The organism is Streptomyces corynorhini, from assembly GCF_003346515.1.
GTDB lineage: Bacteria > Actinomycetota > Actinomycetes > Streptomycetales > Streptomycetaceae > Streptomyces > Streptomyces corynorhini.
The window spans coordinates 56,626-70,484 of record NZ_QQNA01000060.1 but is presented as its reverse complement, the minus strand read 5'-3'; the positions used below and the strand labels follow the sequence as shown (position 1 = coordinate 70,484).

10 protein-coding genes are annotated in these 13,859 nt (G+C 73.0%); 5 read left to right on the top strand and 5 right to left on the bottom strand.

Going from position 1 to position 13,859, the window contains the following annotated elements:
* The first annotated feature begins 83 nt into the window (after positions 1-83).
* The 4 genes from DVH02_RS09650 to DVH02_RS09635 all read left to right on the top strand — a co-directional run bounded on the left by DVH02_RS09650 (position 84) and on the right by DVH02_RS09635 (position 4,120).
* A complete protein-coding gene (locus DVH02_RS09650; protein ID WP_233518119.1) occupies positions 84-1,889 on the top strand; it encodes a sensor histidine kinase in 1,806 nt (601 codons plus the stop codon).
* A 323-nt stretch (positions 1,890-2,212) separates the two neighbouring features.
* Positions 2,213-2,713, top strand: a complete 501-nt coding sequence (locus DVH02_RS09645; RefSeq protein ID WP_199566224.1) for a TetR/AcrR family transcriptional regulator — start codon at positions 2,213-2,215, stop codon at positions 2,711-2,713.
* A gap of 14 nt (positions 2,714-2,727) precedes the next feature.
* Complete coding sequence (locus DVH02_RS09640; RefSeq protein ID WP_114623339.1) at positions 2,728-3,078, top strand: hypothetical protein; 351 nt, start codon at positions 2,728-2,730, stop codon at positions 3,076-3,078.
* 13 nt (positions 3,079-3,091) lie between these two features.
* A complete protein-coding gene (locus tag DVH02_RS09635; RefSeq protein WP_114623338.1) occupies positions 3,092-4,120 on the top strand; it encodes an alpha/beta hydrolase in 1,029 nt (342 codons plus the stop codon).
* Between the two features lie 340 nt (positions 4,121-4,460).
* Here DVH02_RS09635 and DVH02_RS09630 read toward each other — a convergent pair whose 3' ends face one another.
* Positions 4,461-4,868 carry a DUF5997 family protein gene (locus tag DVH02_RS09630; protein WP_114623337.1) on the bottom strand — a complete coding sequence of 136 codons (408 nt, stop codon included), beginning with the start codon at positions 4,866-4,868 and terminating at the stop codon, positions 4,461-4,463.
* A 58-nt stretch (positions 4,869-4,926) separates the two neighbouring features.
* Here DVH02_RS09630 and DVH02_RS09625 point away from each other — a divergent pair, with 58 nt between their 5' ends.
* The gene (locus tag DVH02_RS09625) at positions 4,927-5,682 is read left to right on the top strand and encodes a LysR family substrate-binding domain-containing protein (protein ID WP_114623336.1); all 756 of its coding nucleotides are present in this window, start codon (positions 4,927-4,929) and stop codon (positions 5,680-5,682) included.
* A gap of 284 nt (positions 5,683-5,966) precedes the next feature.
* Here the strand turns inward: DVH02_RS09625 and exaC are convergent, their stop codons facing one another.
* The 4 genes from exaC to DVH02_RS09605 all read right to left on the bottom strand — a co-directional run bounded on the left by exaC (position 5,967) and on the right by DVH02_RS09605 (position 13,556).
* The gene (gene exaC, locus DVH02_RS09620; RefSeq protein ID WP_114623335.1) at positions 5,967-7,490 is read right to left on the bottom strand and encodes an acetaldehyde dehydrogenase ExaC; all 1,524 of its coding nucleotides are present in this window, start codon (positions 7,488-7,490) and stop codon (positions 5,967-5,969) included.
* 185 nt (positions 7,491-7,675) lie between these two features.
* Entirely contained in the window at positions 7,676-8,929 is a 1,254-nt protein-coding gene (locus DVH02_RS09615; RefSeq protein ID WP_114623334.1) for a GAF domain-containing protein, read from the bottom strand.
* A 272-nt stretch (positions 8,930-9,201) separates the two neighbouring features.
* Positions 9,202-10,683: an SWIM zinc finger family protein gene (locus DVH02_RS09610; RefSeq protein WP_114623333.1), complete on the bottom strand. Its 1,482-nt coding sequence runs from the start codon at positions 10,681-10,683 to the stop codon at positions 9,202-9,204.
* Positions 10,680-13,556: a DEAD/DEAH box helicase gene (locus DVH02_RS09605; protein ID WP_233518120.1), complete on the bottom strand. Its 2,877-nt coding sequence runs from the start codon at positions 13,554-13,556 to the stop codon at positions 10,680-10,682. The genes DVH02_RS09610 and DVH02_RS09605 overlap by 4 nt, the downstream gene beginning before the upstream one ends.
* Positions 13,557-13,859 lie beyond the last annotated feature (303 nt).

Here is a 13,859-nt window from a genome sequence, read left to right as displayed (position 1 = left end):
GGGGGAGGGGGAGGGCGGGGGGGGGGGGGGGCGCGGTGCGAGGGGGGAGCGCGGTGCGAGGGGCACGAAAGGCGGCTGCCGCAGTGGGAACCGAGGCGGGCGGCGGCGGCAGGTTGCCGCCGCATCGGAGCCTGCTGGTCCGGCTGCTGGCGGCGTCCATCACCATCGCCGTGTGCTCGGTCGCGGCCACCGCCTGGCTGGCCACTCGTACGGCCACCAACGCCCTTCAGCAGGAGCAGGGACAGATCCTCGCCAACGACGCCCGGATCTACGACACACTCATCGGGTACGCCGCCGGTCACACCGACTGGTCGGAAGTGAAGCCGACTCTGAACCGGCTGGCCGAGCAGACCAGGCGCCATATCACCCTGACCACCCAGGACCGTCGGCCTGTCGCCACGTCCGGCTCCATCACCACCCTCCCCACCAAGGCATCGGCGCTGGTCGACCCTCTACAGGCCGATCCGGCGCTGCTGCCCGGTGTCAAGACGGACGGTATCGACCCGAGAGCCGTCGGTCCCTACCGGCTTCCGGAGGCCGAGCGCGAGGAACTGCGCGGCCGAGTAAGGACGTTGCAGACATGCCTGCGCAACTCCATGGGTTCCCCTGCCCCTGTCGTCGAGGCGCCCAGCGGCCGGCCCTCCTTCGTGATCACGGGCAACAACTCGACCCGGGAGAAGATCGGCGCGGTCTGCGGGCTGTACGTACTCGACGCCCCCACCCGCACCGAGACGCGGGCGCTCGATCAGCTCAACGTCCTGGTCGGGGAGTGCGTGAAACGTCAGAACCTGGCCCCCGTGACCGTCGATCTCGGCTTCGCCCTCAACGGAACCGGCGCCGAGGCCGTCCAGCGGTGCATCGACACCGCGCGCCGCGATCAACTCGCCCCGCACGTCGCTCCGTCCGCGCTGCTGTTCGTCACCGCCAGGAACGGATCGGCCGCCCCGGGCATCGACCTCTCCCCGGCCAACACCGTCCGGGTCGCCGGCGTCGCCGCCCTCGTACTGCTGCTCAGCGTGACCGTCACCGTCACCGTCGGCACCCGGCTGATCAGACCACTGCGGGCGCTGACCGACGCGGCCCGTCGCCCACCGCAGGAACAGCGACGGGTCCCGGTCACCACCAACGACGAGATCGGCCATCTGGCCGCCGCCTTCAACGACCTCGCCGAGCGCCGCGAGCGTCTTGAGGACCAGCGCAAGGCCATGGTCAGCGACATCGCCCATGAACTGCGCACACCGCTCAGCACGATCCGCGTCTGGCTCGAAGCGGCCCAAGACGGCCTGGCCGCCTCCGACGAGGCGTTCATCGCCGCCCTGCTGGAGGAGGCCATGCTGCTCCAGCACATCATCGACGACCTCCAGCACTTGGCGCAGGCCGACGCGGGCCAGTTCAGGCTGTACCCCGAACCCCTGAATGTGCGTCAGCTCCTCGACCACGTGGCCACCGCCCACCGCGGCCGGGCCGACACGGTCGGTGTCACACTCACCACTCACACGGAGGGCGACCCCGTGCTCTCGGCGGATCCCCTGCGCCTGCGGCAGGCTCTCGGCAACCTGCTGTCCAACGCCATCCGGCACACTCCGGCCGGAGGCGACATCGCCCTGCGCTGCCGTCGCAGTGGCGGCCGGATCGTGATCGAGGTGGCCGACACCGGCACCGGCATCGACGTCGCCGACCTCCCTCGCGTTTTCGACCGCTTCTGGCGAGCCGACAAATCCCGCAGCCGCCGCTCCGGCGGCAGCGGCCTGGGGCTGGCCATCGTGCGCCAGCTCGTCGAAGCCCATGGCGGCACGGTCTCGGTGACCAGCGTGCGGCACGAGGGGACCGTCTTCACCCTGACCTTGCCCGAGCGGAGGGACGAACACCCTCGCGGGGAACGGTCTTGACGTTGCGTCAGTTCTGCTGGAGGTGCGGTACGGACGGCTGGGCCCTGTCTTCGACGTAGCGCCGTCCGCCCCAGGGGAGGGCCCCGCGGCGCGCGTGCGTGCCGGGCGCCGCGCGGCGGGCGGGACTTCGAAGACAGGGCCCGGCGCGTCGGCCTTGGGGGCGCGGAGCCCAGGAGATCTTTCCCGTAACCGTGGTGGCTTCTCGGTCCAGGCCGTTCGTTCGGCGAGCCGGTCGGTGGAAGAGTGCCGCGCGGTCATGGCTGCCGACCCTTGAGGAACAATCGTTCTTGACTGATCGTTCCCCAACGGAATACAGTCATGTCATGGGTAGGCCAAGGGCGTTCGACGAGGACAAGGTGGTGCGCGCCGCCGTCGGGCTGTTCGGCAGCCGCGCGTACGACGGGGTGTCCGTCGACGATCTCGTCACCCACCTCGGCGTGCACCGCAACAGCCTGTACAAGACGTTCGGCAGCAAACGCGGCCTCTATCTGGTTGCCCTGCGCCGCCACCTCGCCGACGACGTGCGTCCCCTGGTCGACGCGCTCGCCGCGGCATCGGATGCCGCGACCGCGCTGCGGCTCGTCACCTCGGCCGGCCTCGGTCTGCTGCTGCTCGCGGCGGCCGAACGGGCACCGGTCGACCAGGAGGTCGCCGCCGAGGTGACGGCCGCGTTGGGCGCCGTCGACCGGGCGATCGCCGACGCGCTCGGCATTCCCACCGACCTGGCCGCCGCCCTCACGGCCGCCGCACTGGGCATCCTCCTGCGCGGAAACCCCGACAGCGTCGGCACCGCGCTGTCCCAACGCCTCGATCCTCTCGCCTGACAAGGAAAACCGACATGGCACTGGTTCGCATCGACGGCGACGACCTCGTCGTCGTGATCGAGGGTCTCGACAAGATCTGGGCCCTGAAGAGCAGCCTGACCATCCCGCTGGCCAACGTCCGGGGCGCGACCGCCGACCCCGGCATCGCCGCCGATCCCAAGGGGATCCGCGCGCCTGGCGCCCGCGTGCCCGGCGTCATCACGGCGGGCACGTTCCATCTCGACGGCGAGAAGGTCTTCTGGGACGTCAAGGACCCGTCGAAGACCGTCGTGGTCGAACTCGCCGACGAGCGCTACGCCCGTCTGGTCCTGCAGGTCGACGACCCCCGCGCGACCGTCGCGCTGGTAGAGAACGCCCTGAGCTGAAAGAGGTAGACAGATGCTCCTCCACTTCACCGCGGCCGTGATGGCACTGGCCTTCGTGACAGCCACCCCGGTCGAGGCGGCTCCCGCCCTCGTGCCGGCCGCCGACCGGGAGGTCGTCTTCACTGTCGACGGAACGGCGACGTACGGCACCCTGCATATCCCCGCGCACCGTGCCGGGCAGCGGCTGCGCGCCGCGGTGCTGCTGCCCGGCAGCGGCCCCGCCGACCGCGACGGCAACCAACCACCCGCGCTCACCCCGAACACCCTGGCGCGGTTGGCCGACGCGCTCGACGGCGACCGAGTCGCCACGCTGCGGTTCGACAAGTACGGCACCGGCCGCACCGGGCTCGGCGCCTACGGCGACCGCCCGGAGGAACTCGACTACCCGGCGTACGTCCGCCAGGCCAGGGCCGCCTACGCGTTGTTGCGCGATCAGCCGGAGACCGACCCGCACGCGCTGCTGGTCGTCGGGCACAGCGAGGGCGCGATGACCGCGCTGCAGCTCGGCGGCACCGTCCGTCCGCGCCCGGCCGGCCTGGCACTGCTGCAACCGCAGGCGATCCGCCTGCTGGACCTGGTCGCGCTGCAACTGAAGGCCCAGATCGCCGAGGCGACCCGGCAGGGCCAGTTCACCCCGGAGGAGCAGCGTGCCATCGACGCGGCAGTCGACGCCGCCGTCACCTCCCTGCGCGCACACCGACCGGTCGACCCCACCGACCTGCCGCCCCCGATCGCCCAACTCTTCGAAGCCTTCCAAGGGACGAACGGCCGTTTCGTGGACAGCGACGACGCCGTCTACCCGCCGGACACCGCCGCGGCACTCCGGCCGGGGACCAGGGTGCTGCTGACGTGCGGCACGAACGACACCCAGGTCCCTTGTGCCACAACGGACGCCCTGACCGCCGCCCTGCGCCGCGCACACGTCGGTGGACCGGGCCGGGTGACGCTGCCCGGAGTGGACCACCTGCTGCACGACGCCGACCACCCGGACAGCCTCGCCCCGGCCGTACGCAACGCCTTGCGCCGGTTCGTGGCGCGCTGAGGCACGAGGAGGGGCGCGGCAGTGGGAGGGCGGGAGTTGGTCGGCAAACCGGGCCGGGAACGGGTGCCGGTCGAAGATCAGGAGCGAGAGCGAGTCTCACACTGCTCGGGAAGGGCCGGGCCCACTGATGTACGAGCGTGCCGCCCGAGCCGACTGTCCGTGGTGCTCGACGTCGCGCCCCGTTCCCGGACCCGGACCTGGACCCGGCCCCGTGACGCTCTCTGTCCAGCGAGGCGCCGATCGGCGCTGCCGACCCCGCAAGAGGCCGGTGCCGGGGGTTCCGCACGCCCCTGCGTATTCCCCCCGTGCCGGGCGGTGCGGTCACGGCCCGGGTGTGCGGTCAGGCGCGGTCCTGGGGGGATCCGGCGGCACGTTCCGCGGTCTTCTCCTTGATGCGGACCGCTTCCTTGCGGACCTCCGCCTGCGTGGCGCGTTCCCGTGCCAGCCACTCGGGGCCGTCCGCCTTCAACGTGTCGATCTCGTCCGTGGTGAGGGCCTCCGTCACACCGCCGCGGGCGAGGCCGGCGATGGAGATGCCCAGTTTCGCCGCGACGACCGGGCGCGGGTGAGGACCGTCGCGACGGAGGGTCGCCAGCCACTCGGGCGGGTCGGTCTGCAGTGCGTTCAGCTCGGTGCGGGAGACGACGCCCTCCTGGAACTCGGTGGGGGTGGCCTCCAAGTACACGCCCAGCTTCTTCGCCGCGGTCGCGGGCTTCATTGTCTGGACAGTGGTCTTGTGCGATGTCATGAAGTCAAGCGTATCGAGCCTGTGAGCGGCCTCTGACCACGGCCGGTAACCTGGGCGGGTGACAGGCGCGGACACACCTCCCTCATTCAGGCTCTCCTACGTACCGGGGGTGACGCCCGGCAAGTGGGTACGGATCTGGCACGAGCGGCTGCCCGACGTCCCCCTCGATCTGGCCGGGGTCTCCGCCGCCGAGGCGCCCGCGATGTTGCGGAGCGGTGGCGCCGACGCCGGGCTCGTGCGGCTGCCGATGGACCGGACGGGGCTCAGCGCGATTCCCCTCTACACCGAGACGACCGTCGTGGTGGTGCCCAAGGACCACCTCGTCGCCGCCGTCGAAGAGGTCTCCGTCGAGGATCTCGCCGACGAGGTGGTGCTGCACCCCCTCGACGACACCCTGGAGTGGGAGCGGCTGCCCGGACGTCCCGCGCGCGAGCGGCCCGCGACGACGATGGACGCCGTCGAGCTGGTGGCGGCGGGGGTGGGGGTGCTCATGGTTCCGCAGTCCCTGGCCCGGCTGCATCACCGCAAGGACCTCACGTACCGGCCGGTGACGGATGCCCCCGAGTCGCGCGTGGCGCTGTCGTGGCTGGAGGACGAGACCACCGACCTGGTGGAACACTTCATCGGGATCGTCCGGGGGCGGACTGTCAACAGCACGCGAGGGCGTTCCGCGCCCGCCGCGCGGTCGAAGGCACCGTCGAAACAGCAGAAGCCGCTGTCCAAGGGCGCGGGGCGGGGCGGGACACAGAAGTCCGGTGCGGGCAAGCCGGCCAAGGGCGGCGCCCAGCGGGGGAAGCCGCGTCGCCGGTCCTGAGCCGTGGAGGGGTCGGCCGTGTCCGACGACGTTCCTTGTGGTGCGTACCATGCTGCCCGGCCAGCGTCGATGAAGGGTACCTGCTGGGGATCAGCCCAGGTCAGGTGCCCTTTCTTGGGCCCCTGGGGTCCTGTCTTCAAAGTCCCGCCCGCCCGGCGGCGTCCGGCACGCCCGCTCGCCGCGTCGTCGAGGTCGCCCCCGTACGTCCAGTACGGGGGCGACCCTCCGCCTTGCGAGCGCGGCGCACCGGACGCCGCGGGGGCCCGCCCATGTGGCGACAGGGCCTAGAAGAAGCCCACCCTCTTCGGTGAGTACGACACCAGAAGATTCTTCGTCTGCTGATAGTGGTCCAGCATCATCCGGTGGTTCTCCCGTCCGATCCCCGACTGCTTGTACCCGCCGAACGCCGCGTGGGCCGGGTAGGCGTGGTAGCAGTTGGTCCAGACGCGGCCCGCCCGGATCGCGCGGCCCGCCCGGTAGGCGGTGTTGGCGTCGCGGGTCCAGACACCGGCGCCCAGGCCGTACGGTGTGTCGTTGGCCGTTTTGATCGCGTCGTCGAAGTCGCTGAAGGCAGTGACGGCCAGGACGGGGCCGAAGATCTCCTCCTGGAAGACGCGCATCCGGTTGTGGCCCTCAAGGATGGTGGGCTGGACGTAGTAGCCGCCCGCCAGTTCACCGTCGTATTCGACGCGCTCACCACCCGTCAGGACCTTCGCCCCCTCCTGCCGGCCGATGTCCAGATACGAGAGGACCTTCCGGAGCTGGTCGTCGGACGCCTGCGCGCCGATCATGGTGGCGGTGTCGAGCGGGTTGCCGGGGACGATGGCCTCCGTGCGGGACACGGCCGCCTTCATGAAGTCGCCGTAGTGGCCGCTCTGGACCAGGGCGCGCGAGGGGCAGGTGCAGACCTCGCCCTGGTTGAAGGCGAACATGGTGAACCCTTCGAGCGCCTTGTCGCGGAAGTCGTCGTCGGCGGCCCACACGTCGTCGAAGAAGAGGTTCGGGCTCTTGCCGCCGAGTTCCAGGGTGACCGGCTTCAGGTTCTCCGAGGCGTACTGCATGATCAGCCGCCCCGTCGTGGTCTCCCCGGTGAAGGCGACCTTCGCCACGCGGGGGCTGGAGGCCAGCGGTTTGCCCGCCTCGGGGCCGAAGCCGTTGATGATGTTGACGACACCGGGCGGCAGCAGATCGGCGACCAGGCTCATCCAGATGTGCAGCGAGGCGGGGGTCTGTTCGGCCGGTTTGATGACGACGGTGTTGCCCGCGGCCAGGGCCGGCGCCAGTTTCCAGGCCGCCATCAGGATCGGGAAGTTCCACGGGATGATCTGCGCCACCACCCCCAGCGGCTCGTGGAAGTGGTACGCGACGGTGGCGTCGTCGATCTCGCTGAGCGTTCCCTCCTGGGCGCGCAGCGCTCCCGCGAAGTAGCGGAAGTGGTCGATGGCCAGCGGGATGTCGGCGTCCAGGGTCTCCCGGACGGGCTTGCCGTTCTCCCAGCTCTCCGCGACCGCCAGCTCCTCCAGATGAGCCTCCATCCGGTCGGCGATCCGGTTCAGCACACCGGCCCGGTCCGTCGCGGACGTCCTCGCCCAGCCGGGGGCCGCGCCGTGCGCCGCGTCCAGGGCCCGTTCCACGTCCTCCGCGGTGCCGCGGGCGACCTCGGTGAAGGGGCGGCCGTCGACCGGGCTGGGGTTCTCGAAGTACTGGCCGCGGGCGGGCGGAACGTACTCGCCGCCGATCCAGTGGTCGTAGCGGGACTCGTACGAGACGATGGCGCCCGCACTGCCGGGCGCTGTGTACCGGGTCATCTCCGTGGCCTCCCGAATTCCGCGCCGCCCGCCGTTGGACGACGCCCGCCTCGCACGGTAGGCACCCGTACGTTGCGAGCGCGTTGCCCGAGCGGTGCCGGGCCGGGCCCGGGACGGAGCGCGCGGACAAGAGGCGCGGGGCAGCCGATCCGGCGCGCGGCGAAAGGGACGGGGGGATCAGGGCGTCAGCGACGCTGCCAGGCGTCCAGTTCGCGTACCCGCGCGGCGGCCGCCGCGCGCTGGGGCACGGGAAGGGCCGAGGCGAGGGCCCGCCACACCGGCAGATCGTCCTCGCCCCACGGGCTGTACGCCCAGTCGGCCAGCAGGCCCGGGTCGCCCCTGGCGATGAGCGCCGCCCGCAGCTGGTCCGCCAGGCGTCGGCGCAGCCGCACCACCGTCGGCGCCTGCGAGCCGGGCAGCAGCGGCCCCGCGTACGCGGTCATCGCCGAGGTCAGCGCCCCGGACGCCAGATTGCGGGCCACGGCCGCGAAGTCCGCTTCGACGGGCCCGCCCAGCCGGTAGGGGCGTGAACGCAGCAGCCCGGGGCCGAGCAGCCCGCGCAGCCGGGAGAGTTCGGCGCGCGGGGTGACCGGGGTGACCGTGCCCTCCTCGTACAGCTCCGTCAGCAGCTCGTCCCCGGTGAGCCCCTCCGGACGGTGCGCCAGCAGGGTGAGGATCTCGCTGTGCCGGGGACTCAGCCCGATCGTCCGTCCGTCCGCCACGAGCAGCGCCTCGTCCCGGCCGAGCGCCGACAGCCGTACGGTTCCGGTCGCGGGCGGCGCAGCGGCCAGCGCGAGCTGTGACTCGGCGGCCCGCGCCACCGCGCCGACGAAGGCGAGGCTGTGCGGATGGGCGAGCCGGTCGCCGCCCGTGATGTCGACCGCGCCCAGCAGCCGCCCGGTGCCCGGATCGTGCACGGGCGCCGCCGCGCAGGTCCAGGCGTGTGCCGGCCGCTGGAAGTGCTCGGCGGCGAAGACCTGTACGGGCCGGTCGACGGCGATCGCCGTGCCGGGCGCGTTCGTACCGGTCGCCGTCTCCGCCCAGCGCGCTCCGGGGACGAAGTTCATCCGGCACGCCAGCCGCCGGGTCGCGCGGTGTCCCTCGACCCAGAGCAGCCGGCCCTGCGCGTCGCAGACGGCCATCAGGTGCTCGCCGTCCATGGCGTAGCCGCCCATCAGTTCACGGAAGAGCGGCATCACCCGGGACAGCGGATGGGCGTCGCGGTACGCGGCCAGTTCGTCGTCCGGCAGCTCCACGTACGCGATGCCCTCGGGCCGCACCCTCGCCCGTGCCGAGCGTCGCCAGGAGTCGGCGACCACCGGCCGGACGGGCCCCTCGACCCGCCCCGCGCCGGCGTACGACTCGTAGGCCAGGCGCAGCGCACCCCGGCGCCGCGCCGGATCGGCGCCCGCCTCCAGCGCCACCCAGGTGTCGGTCAACGCCGCCTCCCCGGTCCGACCTCGCGGGACGGGAACATCGTCACCCGGCCGACCGGGCGGGGCAAGCGTCGCGCACACCCCGGCGGTCCGAGCGCGACAGGGCGGTACCGGAACCGCCGGGGCGGTGGGGGAGGAGGGGCGGGACGAGCCACCCCGGGGCCGCGAGGTCCCTGTGACGCCAGAGGTCGCGGCCCACACGGGTGACTCGGACCGGCCGGGCCTCTTACCCGTTGCGCGGCCCTCGCCGGTACGCGGGCCCCCGGCGGCTCGGCTCACTCCGGCGTGTCCGGAGCCGCAGCCGCGATCGCGACCGTCAGTGCCACCGACGGATCGTGGTCTCCCGGCCCCACCGGAGACCACCGGCCGCGCTCCTCGCGGTAGGGCCACCAACGCCCGTCGGCCCCGTACCGCAGCTCCACCGACGAGCCGGTCACTCTCCACCGGACCGAGCCTGAGCCTGAGTCCGAATCCGAGTCCGAGCCCGGACCTGAGCCCGGACCTGAGCCCGGACCCGAGCCCGAGCGCACGCCCGAGTCCGAGCCCGAGCCTGAGCCCGGACCCGAGCGCCGCAGCGCGGGCCGGTCGCCGTCCTCCCAGGCCGTGTCGAGGGCGGCCTGCGCCCGGATGACATCCGCCGGATCAGGCGCCCACTCCCCGTCCAGTACGGCCAGCCCCTCGGCTCCCCCGTACCGCCACGCGCGCACCGCCGCATCCAGCTCCCGCGCCGGTCGGCCGCTGCCGCCCGCGAGCCGCCCGGCGGTCGGCTCCTCGGGCAAGGACACGGGCAAGGGCAAGGGCAAGTGCGCGGCCGAGGTCGAAGGCGTGGGAGCGGTCGCGGCCAGCCGGACGCAATCCTGACGTACCGTCAATTCCTCCTCGAACGGCTGCTGCCCGTGGTCCGGACGCAGCGCGTCGGAGAGCATCCGCAGGGCGCGTGCCGCGGCCGCCGAGGCCAGGAACTCCAGCGCCCCCGCGTCGACACCGGCCGGTGGCGCGCTCTCCGTGTCCAGGGACGGCGGCTGTCCCGGCTCCGCCGGCACGAGCGGGGGAGCGGGCAGCGGGGGCACCGCGTCCCGCGCGGCGAAGGCCGTCACGGCGTCCACACCGGCCCCCGTCCCCCTGTCGGCCGGAACGCCGCTCGCCGCGGATTCGCCGTCCGCTGCCGCCGTCGGCGCGACGCGCCGTTGCAGCGCGTCGAGCAGTCGGTGCTCGTTCCGCCCGCGCAACAGCAGCAGTACGAAGGGGTCCTGGTCCAGCAGCCGCGCCAACTGGTAGCAGAGCGCGGCCGAATGCGCACAGTGGTCCCACGCCCCGCAGTCGCACTCCGGCTCCAGATCGCCCATGCCGGGCAGCAGCTCCACCCCCGCGCTCGCCGCGTCCTCCACCAGGTGCGGCGGCATGTCCCGGTCGAGCAGCGCCGCGACATGGGCCGCCCGGTCCGCCGCCATCGCCACGAACCGGTCCCACTCCTCGTCCGTCAGCCGCCGCAGCAGGACATCGCTGCGGTGGGCGGACCCGTCCCTGTCCCGTACGACAGCGGTGATACGGCCCGGCCGCACCGAAACGGCCCCGACCGCCCCCTCCCGCGCCCGCGTGCGCCCCTTCCGCAACTGTGCCCCGTCCAGGGCGGCGTCCTCAAGCGCCTTCAGCCACGCCCGGCCCCACCAGGTGACCGCGAACCCCTGGCCCCGGGCGGGCGGTGACGCGGCGAAGGTGCGCGCCTCGTCCTCGGCCGTACGATCCGTGCCGCTCATCGCGTGCTCCCTCGCAGCTCCACCAGATCCGCCAGTTCGGCGTCGGTCAACTCGGTCAGTGCGGCCTCGCCCGAGCCCAGCACCGCGTCGGCCAGCCGCTGTTTGCGCGCCAGCATCTCGGCGATGCGGTCCTCGATCGTGCCCTCGGTGATGATCCGGTGCACCTGTACGGGCCGGTCCTGGCCGATCCGGTACGCGCGGTCCGTCGCCTGCGCCTCGACGGCCGGGTTCCACCAGCGGTCGAAGTGCACGACATGCTCGGCGCGGGTGAGGTTGAGCCCCGTGCCCGCCGCCTTCAGCGACAGCAGGAAGACGGGAATCCCGCCGCTCTGGAAGCGGTCGACCATGGCCTCGCGCTCGGGAATCGGCGTGCCGCCGTGCAGGAAGCGTGTCGGCACGCCGCGCGCCGCCAGATGCTCCTCCAACAGCCGCGCCATCGCCACGTACTGGGTGAAGACCAGCACGCTCGCCCCCTCCGCCAGGATGGTGTCGAGCAGCTCGTCCAGCAGCTCCAGTTTCCCGGAACGGCCCGCGAGGAGCGGCCGTTCCTCCTTCAGGTACTGCGCCGGATGGTTGCAGATCTGTTTGAGCGAGGTCAGCAGTTTGACGATCAGCCCGCGCCGCTCGATCCCGGCCGCCCCGGCGATCGCCGCGAGGGTCTCCCGTACCACCGCCTCGTACAGCCCGGCCTGTTCCCCGGTGAGGGAGACGGCCCGGTCGGTCTCGGTCTTGGGCGGCAGCTCGGGCGCGATGCCGGGGTCGGACTTGCGGCGGCGCAGCAGGAACGGCCGGACGAGGGCGGCGAGCCGCTCGGCGGCCGCCGGGTCCTCGCCGCTCTCCACGGACCGGGCGTAGCGGGTACGGAAGGTGCCGAGGCGGCCGAGCAGTCCTGGGGTCGTCCAGTCGAGGAGGGCCCACAGCTCGGAGAGATTGTTCTCGACGGGCGTGCCGGAGAGCGCGACCCTGGCGCGGCCCCCGATGGTGCGCAGCTGTCTGGCGGTCGCGGAGTACGGGTTCTTGACGTGCTGCGCCTCGTCGGCGACGACCAGCCCCCAGTCGACGTCGGCGAGCCGCGCCGCGTCCAGCCGCATGGTGCCGTACGTGGTGAGGACGAACTCGCCGTCCGCCAGGGCCCGCAGGGTGCGCGAGGAGCCGTGGAACCGGCGTACGGGAGTGCCAGGGGCGAACCGTTCGATCTCCCGCTGCCAGTTGCCCATCAGCGAGGCGGGACAGACGACCAGGGTCGGACCCGCCGCCGCCGGAATGGCCGCGCGGTGCAGATGGAGGGCGATCAGGGTGATGGTCTTGCCCAGCCCCATGTCGTCCGCGAGGCAGCCGCCGAGCCCGAGGGACGTCATGCGGTGCAGCCAGTTGAGGCCGCGCAGCTGGTAGTCGCGCAGGGTCGCGGCGAGCGCGGCGGGCTGTCCGATCCGCTGCTCCGCGCGTTCCGGGTCGGCGAGCAGGTCGCGCAGGGCGGCGAGGGCGCCGGTCGCGTGGACGGGGACCCGGCGGCCGTCGGCCTCGGTGGAACCGGTCAGTACGGCTTCCAGCGCGTCGACCGGGGTCAGTGCGCGGTCGCGGCTGTCCCGGGCGCGCCGGGCCTGGGCCGGATCGATCAGTACCCACTGGTCGCGCAGTCGTACGACAGGGCGGCTCGCCTCGGCGAGCCGGTCCAGCTCGGCGCGGTCGAGCCGCAGGTCTCCGAGCGCGAACTGCCAGGTGAAGGAGAGCAGGGTATCGGCGGAGAGCAAGGACGGCAGGTCGCTCTCGGCCCGTTCCGCCGCCGTCGGGCCGCTCGCCGCGTCAGCGGTGCCCGTGTCCGGGTGCTCCCCGGCACCCGGCAGGCCGATGGTCGCGCTCGCGGTGAGCGTGCGTGCCAGGTCCCGGGGCCAGTGCACCTGGACGCCGGTCGCGGCGAGCGCGTACGACGCCTCGCCGAGCAGCTCCGTCACGTCCTCGTCGGCGAGTTCGACGCTGTCGGGAACGGCGGCGGAGAGCAGCGGCGCCAGCGGCGGCCACGCCCGCGCGGCCCGGCGCAGCGCCAGCAGTGCGTCCATCCGGGCCCGCGGGCCGAAGGCCGTCCCTGCCGAGCCGGACCACACGGCGCGCGCGTCCGCGACGGCCGTCGGATCGCTGACGCTGTGCAACTGGAGCACGGCGCGGAAGGCGGCGGCGGGTGTGGCGGTGGCCCCGGTCGGCCCGGTCGGCCCGGTGGCGGACCGGCGCGAGTCGCTGAAGTCCGTGGAGTTCGTGAAGTCCGTGGAGTCTGTGAACTCGGTGAACTCCGTGGAGTTCGTGGAGTCCGTGGACTGGGTCGGGTTCGTGGACTTGTTCGGGTTCGTGGGAGTCGTGGGATTCGTTTCCGTGGCGCCCGCGTCGGTGAGGCCGGGCAGCTCGACGCGGAGCGAGAGCCGTATGCCCGCGTCGTGCCCGGCGGCCACATCACCGGCCCAGTCGCGCAGTTCGGGGAACCGGCGGGACGGTGCTACGGCGGCGAAGGCCGGTCCGCCGGCGGCGATCGGGGCGCCAGGGGTGCGTGGCAGCCCGTCGATCACCGCGTCGAGGAACTCCCGCAGCAGCCCTTCGGGCGCAGGGAGCAGAAACGGTCCGGGGCCCGAGGCGTCCAACGGCACGGCGTGTGCGGTGGGCGGCATCGAGGCCGCGAGGGCACGGATCCGGTCGAGGTCCTCGGCGTCCAGCGGCCCGGCCCGCCACGCGTCGTACCCCGCGGCGGTGATGCCGGGCAACATCTTCCCCTGGGCGGCCAGCCGGAGCGCGAGCAGCGCCGCCGAGCCCCAAAAGGCGGACGAGGGCGAGACGTGCGGCGAGGTGCGCGCCCTGGTGAGCAGTGGAAGCGCGACCGGCACCGGCATCGACACGGCTCCGACCGTCCGCAGACGGCCCTCGGCGTCGACGACGACCAGCTTCTCCGTTTCCTGCTCACGGCCGCCCGGTGCCTGGACGGGCTCAGAGGCGCCGTGCTCCAGGGCGCCGGGCTCCGAGGCCCCGGGCTCCAGGGAGCCGGTGCCCGACGGCGGCCGTACGGCGCCGGGAGCGCTCCCGGCAGCGCTCCCGGGGGTGCGGTCGGTGGCGCCATCGGCTTGCGAGGGACTCTCGGGCTGCCAGGAGACGATCCTGCCCGCACGGGCGGGATCCGAGGGAAGGAAGACGGTGGA

Coding starts and splice junctions, on each gene's coding strand:
- DVH02_RS09630 (WP_114623337.1), bottom strand. CDS start 4,868: ATGACATCGCACAAGACCACTGTCCAGACAATGAAGCCCGCGACCGCG.
- DVH02_RS09605 (WP_233518120.1), bottom strand. CDS start 13,556: ATGCCGGTGCCGGTCGCGCTTCCACTGCTCACCAGGGCGCGCACCTCG.
- DVH02_RS09640 (WP_114623339.1), top strand. CDS start 2,728: ATGGCACTGGTTCGCATCGACGGCGACGACCTCGTCGTCGTGATCGAG.
- exaC (WP_114623335.1), bottom strand. CDS start 7,490: ATGACCCGGTACACAGCGCCCGGCAGTGCGGGCGCCATCGTCTCGTAC.
- DVH02_RS09635 (WP_114623338.1), top strand. CDS start 3,092: ATGCTCCTCCACTTCACCGCGGCCGTGATGGCACTGGCCTTCGTGACA.
- DVH02_RS09645 (WP_199566224.1), top strand. CDS start 2,213: ATGGGTAGGCCAAGGGCGTTCGACGAGGACAAGGTGGTGCGCGCCGCC.
- DVH02_RS09610 (WP_114623333.1), bottom strand. CDS start 10,683: ATGAGCGGCACGGATCGTACGGCCGAGGACGAGGCGCGCACCTTCGCC.